The 13,552-nt window shown below is 39.4% G+C and carries 12 protein-coding genes and 1 tRNA gene; 6 read left to right on the forward strand and 7 right to left on the reverse strand.

Features of this window, described 5'->3' with window-relative positions; all coding sequences use genetic code 11:
- Nucleotides 1-111: 111 nt before the first annotated feature.
- Entirely contained in the window at nt 112-588 is a 477-nt protein-coding gene (locus D0T60_RS11180; protein ID WP_163218247.1) for a hypothetical protein, read from the reverse strand.
- A 102-nt stretch (nt 589-690) separates the two neighbouring features.
- Here D0T60_RS11180 and D0T60_RS11185 point away from each other — a divergent pair, with 102 nt between their 5' ends.
- A complete protein-coding gene (locus D0T60_RS11185) occupies nt 691-1,461 on the forward strand; it encodes an LMBR1 domain-containing protein (protein ID WP_163218248.1) in 771 nt (256 codons plus the stop codon).
- A 76-nt stretch (nt 1,462-1,537) separates the two neighbouring features.
- On the opposite strand, the gene D0T60_RS11190 is transcribed toward D0T60_RS11185, so the two are convergent.
- Nucleotides 1,538-1,906, reverse strand: a complete 369-nt coding sequence (locus D0T60_RS11190) for a helix-turn-helix domain-containing protein (protein ID WP_203558324.1) — start codon at nt 1,904-1,906, stop codon at nt 1,538-1,540.
- A gap of 151 nt (nt 1,907-2,057) precedes the next feature.
- Here D0T60_RS11190 and D0T60_RS11195 point away from each other — a divergent pair, with 151 nt between their 5' ends.
- The 4 genes from D0T60_RS11195 (at nt 2,058) to D0T60_RS11210 (ending at nt 7,604) form a co-directional block, all read left to right on the forward strand.
- Nucleotides 2,058-2,483: a cupin domain-containing protein gene (locus D0T60_RS11195; RefSeq protein ID WP_163218249.1), complete on the forward strand. Its 426-nt coding sequence runs from the start codon at nt 2,058-2,060 to the stop codon at nt 2,481-2,483.
- 203 nt (nt 2,484-2,686) lie between these two features.
- The gene (locus tag D0T60_RS11200; RefSeq protein WP_163218250.1) at nt 2,687-5,479 is read left to right on the forward strand and encodes a DUF6493 family protein; all 2,793 of its coding nucleotides are present in this window, start codon (nt 2,687-2,689) and stop codon (nt 5,477-5,479) included.
- Nucleotides 5,480-5,648: 169 nt separating this feature from the next.
- A complete protein-coding gene (locus D0T60_RS11205; protein ID WP_163218251.1) occupies nt 5,649-6,338 on the forward strand; it encodes an HAD family hydrolase in 690 nt (229 codons plus the stop codon).
- A 201-nt stretch (nt 6,339-6,539) separates the two neighbouring features.
- Nucleotides 6,540-7,604 (forward strand): YhcG family protein, encoded by a 1,065-nt coding sequence (locus D0T60_RS11210; RefSeq protein WP_239059548.1) that lies wholly within the window; start codon nt 6,540-6,542, stop codon nt 7,602-7,604.
- Between the two features lie 192 nt (nt 7,605-7,796).
- On the opposite strand, the gene D0T60_RS11215 is transcribed toward D0T60_RS11210, so the two are convergent.
- The 5 genes from D0T60_RS11215 to D0T60_RS11235 form a co-directional block, all read right to left on the reverse strand.
- A complete protein-coding gene (locus D0T60_RS11215; RefSeq protein WP_163218252.1) occupies nt 7,797-8,642 on the reverse strand; it encodes a hypothetical protein in 846 nt (281 codons plus the stop codon).
- A 603-nt stretch (nt 8,643-9,245) separates the two neighbouring features.
- Nucleotides 9,246-9,355: transfer RNA gene (locus D0T60_RS11220), tRNA-OTHER, on the reverse strand.
- 318 nt (nt 9,356-9,673) lie between these two features.
- A complete protein-coding gene (locus D0T60_RS11225; RefSeq protein WP_163218253.1) occupies nt 9,674-10,483 on the reverse strand; it encodes a hypothetical protein in 810 nt (269 codons plus the stop codon).
- A 71-nt stretch (nt 10,484-10,554) separates the two neighbouring features.
- A complete protein-coding gene (locus D0T60_RS11230; RefSeq protein WP_163218254.1) occupies nt 10,555-11,931 on the reverse strand; it encodes a DKNYY domain-containing protein in 1,377 nt (458 codons plus the stop codon).
- Nucleotides 11,912-12,571 (reverse strand): hypothetical protein, encoded by a 660-nt coding sequence (locus tag D0T60_RS11235; RefSeq protein WP_163218255.1) that lies wholly within the window; start codon nt 12,569-12,571, stop codon nt 11,912-11,914. The genes D0T60_RS11230 and D0T60_RS11235 overlap by 20 nt, the downstream gene beginning before the upstream one ends.
- Before the next feature lie 317 nt (nt 12,572-12,888).
- On the opposite strand from D0T60_RS11235, the gene D0T60_RS11240 reads away from it, so the two are divergent.
- A complete protein-coding gene (locus tag D0T60_RS11240; RefSeq protein WP_163218256.1) occupies nt 12,889-13,527 on the forward strand; it encodes an HAD-IA family hydrolase in 639 nt (212 codons plus the stop codon).
- Nucleotides 13,528-13,552: the final 25 nt, after the last annotated feature.

The raw sequence follows: 13,552 nt of genomic DNA on the forward strand, positions 1-13,552 counted from the left end.
ATCCATAGCTATTATTGTTGGTGAACCTAACAAAGGTAGCTATAACCCACAATTTACATTACCTTTGGCGACGAGTTTTTGTCATGGGTGTTTCATATATTAGATTTCCATTTATTTTAATTCTAAAATATTCCCCTTTTCGTCAAGGTTAAATATTTCTCTCTTTTTCTCATCTGTATAAAAACAACAGATTAGCCCTTCTATTTCCCCCTCTGTAAACTTTTGATAAATTTGATTTTCATCAAGCAACAATTCAGATTGAATTAACATAAACCCTTCTTCTCCACTTGTCGATACTAAAATGTTTAAAACTTCATCAGAAATAGGACATTTAAAATAAGTTGTTTCATTTGACTTGAATACCAATATTTTTTCTGATAGAGTTTCTTCTAGTTCACCTCGTGCATCTGTTCCCATAATGTAAAACATATCGTCGGATTCAACTTCCCAACCATCTAAGCCACTCAACGCCTGCCATTCATTTGGGCACTTGTTCTTACATACAACAACGAATATGTCGTTACCTTTTGCAAAAGCATACATTCCTTTATTCATTTTTATTTTCTTTTTTGCTTCTTCCTTTGTCATTATAGATTTTATTCTCGTCCCCAAAAATACTACAATTAAAATTCTAATCAACCGTAAAACAGACATATTTATATTGGCAGAATGATTACATTTGTCCTTATTATGAAAAGAGCCATCATTATAATTGAAATTTGTCTAATTGTTGCAGGAATTTTTGCCATCAATCACCTTGTTAGTGATGTATTAAACCCTGATTATACCGCTGGTTGGCAGTCTCGTGAGGAGTGGAGAGCTGCAGGAGAGCAGGGCGGAATGCCACGTGATAAAGATATGTACCAAGCCGACATCATGCGCAAAAGAGGGAGCGATCGAATGATTTTTCTTCTCATCTACGCTTTTCTTGTAGCTGGATATTATAGCGCAAAAGCAGCTCATAGTGAGGTAAAACGCAGAGGAAAGATTGTTCCTGCCGATGGAATGCAAAATCTGAATACCGCTATTGTGACGAGTAACCGAAGGATAGTTCTAATGAGATTTATGGCGATTTTATTTTTTATGCTTGTTGCCCTTTCTGCTACTGCGTGTATATTGGGACATCCGATGCAAAACGTCAATGAAGCAGGTGATGTTATCAATACTAATCCATGGTTTGGTGGGAAGAGTATGAGCATTACTCAATTATTATTTATTTTATATATGCCAGTGGCTCTTTGTATAGCCCCCTACTTTGTGTTTCGAAAGATAACAAACATTCTGCGACTGAGGGACTGCCTGATATTCTTTGTAGCAATTGTTGCACTAATGAGTCTTGCCGCCCTGCTGCATTTACCACATTGGCATACCTCTTTGTTGGCTAATGCCTTTTCGGGACTGGCTATCGCCCGGAAGTTTGTTCGTAAAGCGGATGTGTTGGGTAAGACGCTTGGATTGTAAGGATTGTATTATACAAAATCCATCCCAGCCTTTAAGCCTTTTCCCCATCTGAAAGCTTTGACAGAATTGAGCAAGATCATCTTTTAAATTTCTTTCTATTCGTCATTATGCAGTCTAAACTTTCAGTTGCCCAATCTACCAAAGCTTTCAGATGGGGGAAAAGGCTATTGCCCAGTTCTGTCAATTCATATTCAACCCTTGGAGGCACTTGGGGATAAACCTCGCGACGTATTATTCCATCTGCTTCCAACGAACGTAAAGTAACGGTCAACATACGTTGGGATACATCACCTATTGAATGTTGTATTTCACCGAATCTCAATTTGCCATTAACTTTTAGTGTTGTCAAAATTAGTATGGTCCATTTATCACCCAGCCGGGCTATAATATCTCGAACCGGGCAGAAACCTGTTGCCTGAAAATTTATTATTATTTTTTCTTCCATAACATTCTGTATCTCAATAATTGTTACATAGATGTAAGCGACTTACATCTGTGTGCCTTCTTGTTTTGTTTAAACAATCAGTCTATTTTTGTAGGCAAAAGTACGAAAGTTACTAATAGGAACAATAGTTAATAATCAAAAAGTTACAAGTATGAGTAATGTGAAAAAAGTAGCAGAGAACAAGAACTTCTCAGCAGTAGATTTTGGAAAACTCTCTCGTCTGTCCGAAACAATGAATGGTAAGGTTTTCCTGAAAGAGATAACAAATGCAACAGGTACTGAAATTTCACTGAGTGTTTTGCCTGCAAAAACAGACCTTTCAATATTCCATTCGCATAAGCAAAATGAGGAAACATACCTTATTTTGAGTGGTACCGGTAAGTTTCAGGTTGATGATCAATGTTTTGATATATCAGAGGGAAGTGTAGTGCGTGTGGCACCTGCCGGTGTTCGTGGTATGAGTAATACTTCTGATGAACAAATGGTCTATATCGTAGTACAGTCGAAAGAGAACTCCATAGAGCAGTATTCTATGGAGGATGGCGTGTTGCTTGAGGCAACTCCACTTTGGAAATAGAGCTTTTAACGCTTTCTTGAATCACAGAGGTACACAGGGTGAGTTTTGTACTGAGTGCCCTGTGGTTCAAGAGCCTTTATAAAGACTCTATTTAATCAACAGACAATCCGGTGGTTTTCGAAATTATACTTATGATACTTTTAACACGTCCTCTGAAAAATATTTGTATCTTCGTTCTCGCAAACCAAGTTGAAACCAACACCATGAAAGAGAAACTCCTGACATACATAGAAAAAGCCGACAGAGTCGGCATAATCACCTTTCTGAAAAGCCTGACACCCGAAGAACGAAAAGCGCTTGCCCCTGAAATCCGGAAATACGATACCTATCATGATACTTGGGAGAAAAGACAGGAAGAAGGCGTATGGGGAAAAATATATACCAACCGTATTGCAATGTTCGTCTGCTTGCCTCCTGCCGAGGCAAAGAAAAGCCTGCGCTGGAGTATGCCCACACTGGAGGAACTGGATGCGATACTCCCCTGGTTCTGTCCGAAAGATTTTGCAGAATACCCTTTCATCCATGAGTATGAATACTTAGTTAAATGGGAGGCCGCCGGCTATCTGACGCTCACACCCGAAATGGTTGTTTCTATTCTTCCGGATGTTATATTCACAAAGGATGAGAAAGGGTATAAAGGTGTTTGGACACCCGAAATACTTGAAAGCTATCCCATTACCCTTGATAAACATATCTGGTGGCTGTTTGAATATCCATCCAATATAGCTTGGTACAGCAATAACACAGCCATTGGAGAAGCGAATCAATCGCCAAGCAAATGCCTTTGGTTCGATACCTTTATTAAATATACAGCCGAAGACCGACTGGATCGTATGCGAGTTTTGCGAGAAAGTCTGCTAGCTGTAAACCGCAACTTCAACAAAGTGCTTACCGGTTGGTTTACAGATCTGTTTGCAGCCATGCAGCCTACTGAAGCAGAACTGCTTGCATTGCAAACCGAACTCTTCGGAACGCTCACCTGTATCTGGTCTAAACCTGTTACCCACACAGTGAAACTTCTCAAGAAGTTGGCTGTTCACCCTCAGTTTCATACAGAGGAGTTCCTGTCCAATCTTCCTTTACTTCTGGGCTCGGAAGTTAAAGCAATCCTCACCTCCACGCTGTCTGTAGTAGAGGTGGTTTTAAAGCGGAAGAAAGATTTCATCCCGGAAATCATTGCAATGCTCTGTACGGTATTCCTTTCCAAAGACGAAGCTATTCAGAAAAAAGCAGCAGAATTATTTACCCAATATGCCTCTCCCGGTTCGGAGAGCAAAGCCTTGCTGGCAGCATACGCCGACAATTTACTGATGAACACTCGCTCACTGCTTGCCGACTATCTGGATAAAGTAGAACCGCCAACACCCCTCAGCGCTGAAGAGTTGTTGGTAGAACTGCCTTCCGTTATCGGAGAAGAAAACCGGATTCCCACTCTTCAATCCACCGAAGACTTTGCATTCTTCCTTACACAAGCAGTAGATTCTTCGGAACCTTATTTCTTCGATCACCTGCTGAATAATCTGGTAGTCTGGGGAAACCAAGTAACCAAGGCAGACCTTGTATTACTTGAACCTGCCTTTAAGAAAGTATATAGTCGGCTGTACAAATGGGGAGTGCCAATACTGGATAGTATCCCTTATATTACCATGACTGATTACGCACAGTATCTGATCCACAAATTCCCGAAGAAAACCAAAAAGTTGCAAACCTTCCGGGATAAAATGGATGCAGTAGATAAGGATAGACGCGAACAAAGCAACTACTACACCAAAAGGCAGATTACTCTGAAAGATCTATCTGTTGAATTTATCTATACGGGATTCCGGCAAATCGCCATCGAAGCTATTGAGAAGATAAAGAATCAGGATGCCCTTCCTTTATTATCAACCCCAACGCACACTCCTGCGTGGATTAACCCATTAACCCTGATTGATAGAATAGCCGCCTATCAGCAACAGGGTATAGAACCGGGCGATATGGATATGCAACTTGCCATTCAGCGCTGTGTTATCGACTTTCCGGAAGAAGCACTCATAAAAGCTCGCCAATCCTTAACCGGAGAATTGAAACACCTGTTCATCTTCTTGCTGGATAAAAACGCACCCATTGAATCGCCCATCGAACACCCTTCCTGGTGGATGACTGCTGCCATTACCAAACGGTCGGCACAACCCCATCCGGAACTTGAACCGTATGGCTACCACACCATCCCAAAAGCCTACATAACCGGAGAGCTTGAATGGGAAGAATACATCGACACCGGATACAATGGCCAATACGAATGGAAGCATTTCCGCATAACGAATGCTGAACCCCAGATTCAGCTCAAAGACAATAAGTTATTTTATCGCTATCTATGGGAAGCCGATAAAATATCCGCTTCGCACTTCTTTTACGACCGCGACCACAAGGATTGGATGCTATTCCCTTACCTGGCTTGTCCCAACAATCCGGACGTATTTCTGGGCAGAATCACCATCTGCTTTGCCGACTGCGATATGTGCGAAGTGCCCGAACAAACCCTGGCATTGCTCACCGCCCGTCTGGTGCACGAATTGAAAAGACCCTTCCACGAAATGCATTACATGGCGTTGGCTTGCTTCCTGTTTGCCAAGGTGAAAGCGGTACAAGATTACGGCTTTGCCATCTGGTCGGAAAACATGGCAGCAAACAGGCTCGACCCCATTCGTTTAGGTACCGCTTTAGGAAAAATAGAAGCCATGGAAGCCTTTCCTCTCAAACGCCTTGCAGATTGTATGTCTACTTATATGATTGGTGTAAGCCATAAGCACAACCAGTCGTTGGTAGTTATGCTCGAAGCCCTCATGCAACAACTGCCCCAAAAGCCCATCAAGAACCTAAAGAAACTGTTGGAGCTTTATAATGAATTGTTGGCACTTACCCAAAGTCGCCCGAATATATCGGGTGTGCCCCATTGGAAAAGTTGGGGCACGGAAGGAAGTTTAAAGAAAGTGGTTAAGGAGATTTCGGAGTAAAAACGGTATCTTTGTTGCAAAAGTACTAGCCTGAATTATTCATGAAGGAATTGTACGATTTCACCACAGAGTTCTAAATACGATGCCGCATGGAAGTTTAAAACTCTGTGTAACTCTGTGAACTCTGTGGTGAAATACGACCAGACGAGTTTTCATTAGATATAATAAAATGAATAAGAATATAACAACCATAGCATTTGATGCCGATGATACTTTGTGGGTAAACGAACCTTACTTTCAGGAAGCCGAAGAACAGTTTTGTGCCTTACTCAAAAACTATCATCCTCAACATACAGTTTCGCAAGAACTTTTTGAGACTGAAATGAAGAATCTACCTCTCTATGGATACGGAGTTAAAGGATTTGTGTTGTGCATGATTGAAACAGCAAACAGAATTTCCAACAAAACCGTATCGGCCGATGTTATTGATGAAATTATTCAGATAGGTCGCGAATTGTTACAGAAACCAATCGAATTACTACCTGGTGTTGAAGAAACGCTCAATCAACTAAAAGATAATTATAAACTTATTGTAGCAACAAAAGGAGATTTGTTAGACCAAGAAAGAAAGCTTAAGAATTCGAGGTTGGAACCCTATTTCCATCATATAGAGATTATGAGCGACAAAAAGGTAAACGACTATCAAAAATTGCTTAAACATTTAGACTGTCGACCCGAAAACTTTTTAATGTTGGGCAATTCCATGAAATCCGATATTATACCTGTTCTGGAGCTGGGAGGCAATGGAGCTTATATTCCCTATCATGTTACCTGGACTCACGAGCAGCAGGAACATGTTGGAGAACATGAGAATTTTATTCAACTAAAAACGATTAATGAAATATTGAATTACTTATAAGAGTATAATCCCATCTAAACTGTATCTTCCCTGAGTACACTTAACCTGTATTATTCATACTCGTTTGGTTAGTTTTATGCCTTTCCCATATCCTGATGCTGTTGAAATACTGAAAAATCAGAGTGAGGTAGATAAAGAATTGATTTATGGGTTGCCAAGGTTTTAATAAATAAGTATCTTTGACACAAAGTTTTTATAAGTATGAACCCTCCACAAAAAAAGACTGATATTTCGATGCATAGTTCCAATTTCATTCACGAAATCAAGGAGATAGTAACTCAGGCACGCCAAAAAGCATATTCGGCCATAAATTCTGCTATGGTCGAAGCCTATTGGCAGATGGGAAAACGAATTGTTGATGAAGAACAACAGGGAAAAGAACGAGCCGACTATGGCACACAATTGCTCAAAGAATTGTCGAAAGAGTTAACTAAGGAGTTTGGAAAAGGGTTTTCTGTTCCCAGTTTGTATAATTTTCGCTTATTCTATTTAACCTTTTCTGAAATATTCTCTACACCGTGGAGAATATTGACTTGGTCACATTATAAGCGTTTACTAACAGTCTCCAACTCCGAAGCCCGTGCCTGGTATTTGAAAGAAGCTGCCGAGCAAATGTGGAGTTACCGAACCCTCGACCGGAATATCAGTTCCCAATATTATGAGCGCTTATTGCTTTCTCAAAACAAAAACAATGTTGCGGCTGAGATGAAATCCTTAACCAAAGCGTTTGAGCAAGACAAGCTAGAGTTTATTAAAAATCCCACTGTGGCCGAATTTATCGGACTTGCTCCGAATACCGATTTCACAGAGTCCGAACTCGAAATGGCTATCATTGGCAATCTGCAAAAATTTTTGCTCGAATTAGGCAAAGGTTTCTCCTTTGTCAGTCGCCAACAACTTATTCGTACCGAAAAAAGAGATTATTTTGTCGACCTTGTGTTCTATAATTATCGCTTAAAATGCTTTGTTCTTCTTGACCTTAAAACAACACAAATCTCTCATCAAGATGTAGGCCAAATGGATATGTATGTGAGAATGTATGACGAACGAGTACGCGATAAAGACGACAACCCCACAATTGGCATTATTCTTTGCTCGGAAACCGATGAAGACATTGCGCGATATTCCATTCTGAACGAAAATAAGCAACTTTATGCATCTAAATATATGCTTTATATGCCATCGGAGGAGGAACTTCGAAACGAAATTGAACGTCAAAAGGCATTTTTTAGGTTGCAGCATCAAAAGAAAACAGAGGGGAAATAAATATTTTAATGATATCGAAACCCTCTACGCAAAAACAACGCACACCCTCACTCGTACCTTTGCAACGTCGCTGATTTACATAATTTCTAATAACGATGGAACAAAAAACAAACGGTTGCTACAAGCTACTCAAGGATCTTTGAAGAATAACCTTTGGGGATATTACCATCACCCTGCTGTCGGATTATTTTTTTATTGGGAACTTTTTTCTACCTTATAAAATCGATTTTTATCATACGAGTAACTATATCTATACTCATCCCAATATAAGAAATTTATCCATTTGCCAGTTACCTCTACACTCATATCGCCATACCAGATATCACTATTGTCTATTTCTATTTTCTTGCAAAGGAGGGAGTCTTCATATACAACAAAATGTTTAGGTAACTGTAGAATATACCTATTTTGAATAACACCTGGCATGCCTCCGTTCACTTGTTCGTTAAGTCGTTTTCCATGCAATTCGTAGTATAATTCTCCTTTAGCATATTGAATTTTCAATGCGCCTTGTTCCCAGAGTGTATGTGTTTTTGTGAGTACATTTTTCATATCGGTTGATAATTCCCGATCAAGTATATTTTCCATTTGGCTGATGATCCGGTTATATTGTTTCTCGTTTTCTTCGCCATATAAATTGGCAACATTAAGGTTTAATATTTTGAATTCAGGTTTGCTGAACTCGTCTGCCAGTTGCATTAACTGTTCTATTCGTAAATGCTGAGCCATTATATGATATCCTTTTTTACCTTGTGTAAGTAACAGTTGGGGCTGTGAAAGTATTGGATCGTATAGTTCTATTTCAAAATTCTTATTTTCAAGTTCTCCCTGTTTTATACGAATAGCAATGTAATCACTCAGTGATTTTGCAGCACCTTTGTAGTATAGTATGTCGAAAGTAGAAAATCGTCCATGATTGCGGCAGACGGATAAGTTAACATGTTTTTCTATAAAATAGTGATAACTGCAATCAGTGGCTTGGACAAATCTGGCACTTGTTAAAAAAAACAACAATAATAACAGTCGATGAGTAGTCATTGTGAATGATCTAAATTAAAATATTGTGCAAGATACGAAAAGACGCAAGAAGACCTGCTAATTATAAAGAAATGTTTATCTTTGAAAACAGCATATAGATGACTTATAACTATGAATAATGATAAATATTCTAAAGCATTTATCAACTCAGTTCTATTGTTTATTTGGACTGAGTTTGTGTTTTTTATACTGCTATTCATAGGTATAGTTCCATTGAACTTTAATCCAATTGGGCGATCGCAAAATTGGATAGTAGCAATTCATCTATTCTTAATGGTTATAACATTGCTATATGGAATGTTGCAACTTGTTGTGGTTTTCAAAGACGAACAAAAGAAATACAAAATAGTTGTTTTTTATGGATTGTGGTGGATGTTTTCCATGTTTTTTTGTGGACTACTATTTACCTATTTAGATATGAAGTTCGGCTATTTTGTATTTGGAGATGATTTGTACAGGAAAATACTAAAAGATATGTGTAAGAGTTTCGAATTGGGAACTGAGTTGATATTTACATCTTTCCCCTTTAATCTTTTTGTCATAGTATTTTCATTTCTGCTGCTATATATATCAAACTTTAAAAATAAAAGTAGACGGAAATAGTAGGCTTAGAAGGACTCGAACCCCCAACGTATCATACCTAGAACCGATACAACCCTCTCCAATTTTTTGGTAGGAACAAGGGCTCGCTTTACCAGTTTGCGCATAAGCCTGTATTTAGGATGGATAGGAAAAAGGTAAATGGGTAACAAGATCTCCTATGTTACCCATTTGGGTTTAAGAATTATATAGGCAAATTTACGCTAAAGCTATCTGATATTATGCATAACCAACTTTGCTATTCCCCCATTTTTCAGGTATTCATTATGAGGGGGAAGGAGGATTCGAACCTCCGTATAATATAAAGGTGTATTTACCTAAATTCTTAAAATTAAAGCTAAACTTCAGCTTATTGACTTCGACACTAATGCTTACTATCTAGGATTGGATAAACTTAATGCTGATGCTTGTGCTAAAGTCAAGTTTCTTTTCTATTTTCCTGTGTGCAGATATTCGAAGAAGTTTTTAGCTTCGAACTTCGACTCTACAATCTCCACATTATTTGCTTCTTTCAGGGCAATCACTACAGCGGTGAGCAGTTCGCTGCGGCGACGAAGTATTTCGGCACGTTCGCGTTGTGAGATCTCGCCCGAGAAATTCTGGATGGTATAATCGCCCAGCTCAATAGGGATAGTCTTCACAGCCACTTGTGGTTTATAACCTTCGCTGTTTTTAAGCTGACTCAAGTTGGGGTCTTCAAGAATATAGCTCACCTTCTCGGTCGATTTCTTAATCCCGCTTTGAAGAGGTGTTTCGTAAATCTCGCGGTTAAGATACATCTCGTTTTCAGATTTTGTCCATATTTCGCTGTCGGAACGGACCGGCAAGCTGGCATACATCTTCTCAAAATCAGTAGATTCGAGGAAGCCTTTCAAGCGAAGCAACTCAAGCGAAGATAGTTCGCCAAACGATTTTCCATTCACCACCAACTCGGCTTTGGCTGCTCCTGCCGCATTGGTAGCTTCGATATTCATTATATCTTGCAGGTATTCGGTATTGTTTTCTACAAACCAGTCGAGCTTTTCTTTTACGGTAGTTACCACAATTTTGTTCTGTCGTTCAGATGGTTCGTCTATTGTATCGGGGCGAGGCGAATATGTTTTCTTAATTCCTTTAAAACTGCCTTGAGAATCTTTAAAGAATTTAAGGTAGTCTTGAATAGCTGCCCGAAAACGACTGGAGGTTGTGTCTACCTTGGCTAAGATAGTAGGTAACAACGTTTTTTTGTCTTTCTTTTCCATCTTTATATTGTTTTTATTGATTGTTGTTTGTGTTATGCGTCACAAAGGTAATATTTTATTTCATACCTCCATCACTTCACATCCTCTCTTCTGTTTGCTTTCGGCTCTTTCTTATCCTCTTCGGACGAAATTGTCCAGATTGTGTTTTTATCAACATACTTCTTGTCGTCTACTTTTACAAAGGAGGGGGCATCGGCACCTTCCAATACTTTGTAGCCTTTATGTTCAGCTTCTGCTCCGTGGTCGGACTTGAGGCGGTAGGAGATGAAGTAAACTTGATTTTTGTCTTTAACAACTTCCAACGATAGTATTTTGAAAGATTCGCGGTCTATTTCCCGACATTGCTTTAGCGTACCCTCACCGGTAAAGTAAACGTGATTTTTGTCGGCATACCAGTAGTTGTTTTCCAAAGATTGAAAGCTTGTTACGTCTAAATCGGGGAAAGAGAGCTTCTTCAAGGGAGGCTGAGCAAAGGCATCTATTTCATAAAGATAGTTTTTGTCTTTAAAAAGGGTAGATGCGTATCTGTCAACCGATTGGAAAGTAGCCGCATCATAATCTCCATCCAAAGGTTTTATTTTGTTGGGAGTATAGAAGTTGTTTGTTTCAAAGTAAACTCCGTTTTTATCCATATAAAAAGGTTCGCGCGGACATTGAAAGGTGGCATAATCGGCCCATTCCAATATCTGATCTTTATAGTATATATGGGTGGAATCTTTCAGAACATGATAGCTCAGGGTGGTTGCTTTCTTAGGATCTACACCTATCAATTCTTTGCTACCAAAGTAAACTTTTCCGTCTTTCGAATCGTAAAAGGCTTTGGGGTTGATAAAGAAAGGGGCGATCATTACAGCCATTACCACCAGAAAGATGCCGATTGCTATCCACTTGGTTTTGCGCTTGTTGCCGGCTTGGTTTCTGTAGATTTCGCCCAGCGAGGCAGGGGTGGAGTTTACAGCATTAGGGTTTATGTAGTTTGTCCATACACCTCTGTCATCTTTTCCCTCCACGGCGTTATAATGGTTATATTGCTGAAACTCGGCAATCAGATCTTGAATTTGTTGCGCTTGTTTGGGGCCCACATCAAATTTAGCAAACTCAAACCCGGAGGCTTCCACAGTAAGTACACAACCTTGCGCATGGGTTCTAAACGCTAATTTGGTGATTTGGTTTAAGTGTATAGACCGGGCTACGTTTCCTTCTTTGGCTACCATTAAGTTGTTTTCATCTACTTCGACTGTGTAGGTTCGCGTAGCTATTTTTTTGCATATAGTAAACACAATAAATACGATAGCAAGTGTGGCTCCAAGAGCAATGTACTGATTGCCATCGGTAAATATCCACTTCATGCAACAAACAAAACCTCCTAACAGTATAACGAAAAGGGTTGGTAATGCAGTGAGTATCAGAATGGTGCGATTGACACTTTTAATCTTGAATGCTTTCATTTTCTTGTTCTATTTGTTTGCGCACGTAGGCAGCAGTAATGTATATGTTGATAATTCTGTCTTCGTCTACCAATTTGTGGAGCTCCTCTTTCAGATAGGTAGAGGGATGAGTTGAGTAGTTTTCGGCTTGGTTTATTTTCATTACTTTTCCGGTGGTAGATAATGTGTTTTCGCGTACCCATACGGAGTCGCCTCTCACGGAGTCTACATACATGGATGTTTTTTGTTTGTCGGGCAGTTGGTAGTTTATAACAAGTCCCTCGTCTAAATGTTCTACTTCGTTGTGCAGTTTCTCTATTTGTGTCTTGTTGTCCGAAATAATCATATAGGTAAATAAGCAAGCAATTGCCAGAACAAGAAATAACCCGACGAAGTGGTATATTCGATAAGGTGTTTCCTTTTGTAGCGCTTCTGCCTTGGGTTGTATGTGCGGCAGGGCTTCGCTTTTATACTTTCCTCCGCATACAGAGCATTCCAATACCGTTTGTTTGTTGCTTGGCCAAAAGGGGATGTAGACATAGTGGTTCACTCTGCAAATAACACTTAATCGGATGGTTCCTTTGCTGCCACAGCCCGGGCAGATGTCGTTGTGGAGTGTCGATCCTTTCTTTATTGTTTTATAATAATATCCGTAAACCATGGTGGTGTTTAGTTGATATGATGATGAGTGTGTTGGTTTGTGGGGCAAAGATAATATCAACTAACCGATTTCACCCAATCTTCGTAGAACAAATTTCCCCTGCGACATATTTTTGATTGCTTTAGCAAGATTTAGCTACGGCCGCAACAGGATTTTGCTACGGCCGTAACAGGATTTTGCCACGGCCGCAACAAGAATTTGCCACGGCCGCAACAAAAGATTGCCACGGCCGCAACAAAACCTGGCATAAGAAGCCTCATCATATAAAAAAGGTAAGCGATATGAGTGAATAGAATACTTTGGTTATCTTTGCATTCATGAATTATTCTACTATATTATTTGATTTTGATTATACTTTAGCCGACTCTTCTCGTGGTATAGTCACTTGTTTTCAAAATGTATTATGTCGACATAATTATTTGAATATATCCGATGAAGCAATTAAGCGAACCATTGGTAAAACCCTTGAAGATTCTTTTGCATTATTGACCGGAGTTACCGATAAAGAACAATTGGAGGCATGGCGGAAAGAATATGTGAAAGAAGCCGATAGCTATATGACTGTAAATACCTTATTGTATCCTGATACACTGCCAGTATTAAAGGAATTGAAACAAAGAGGTATTAAGATAGGAATCTTATCAACCAAATATCGTTACCGCATCAAAGAGTTTTTTGATAATTATTTGCCTGCAGAATCGTTTGATATAATCATTGGTGGTGAAGATGTAGAACATCATAAACCCAGTCCGGAAGGATTGTATAAAGCAATGAAATCATTACTTGTTTCTCCCAATGATGTTTTGTATGTTGGCGATAGTATTGTTGATGCTGAAACAGCAGTAGCCGGTGGGGTTGATTTTGTTGGAGTAACTTCGGGAATGACGACTCGGGAAGAGTTGAAGTGTTTTCCAAACAGAAAGATTATTTCAAATTTAGGAGAACTGCTCTTTTAATTGTTTTTTGAATTTTATTCTGCGA

It is taken from the genome of Bacteroides sp. 224 (assembly GCF_010500995.1).
Taxonomy (GTDB): domain Bacteria; phylum Bacteroidota; class Bacteroidia; order Bacteroidales; family Bacteroidaceae; genus Bacteroides.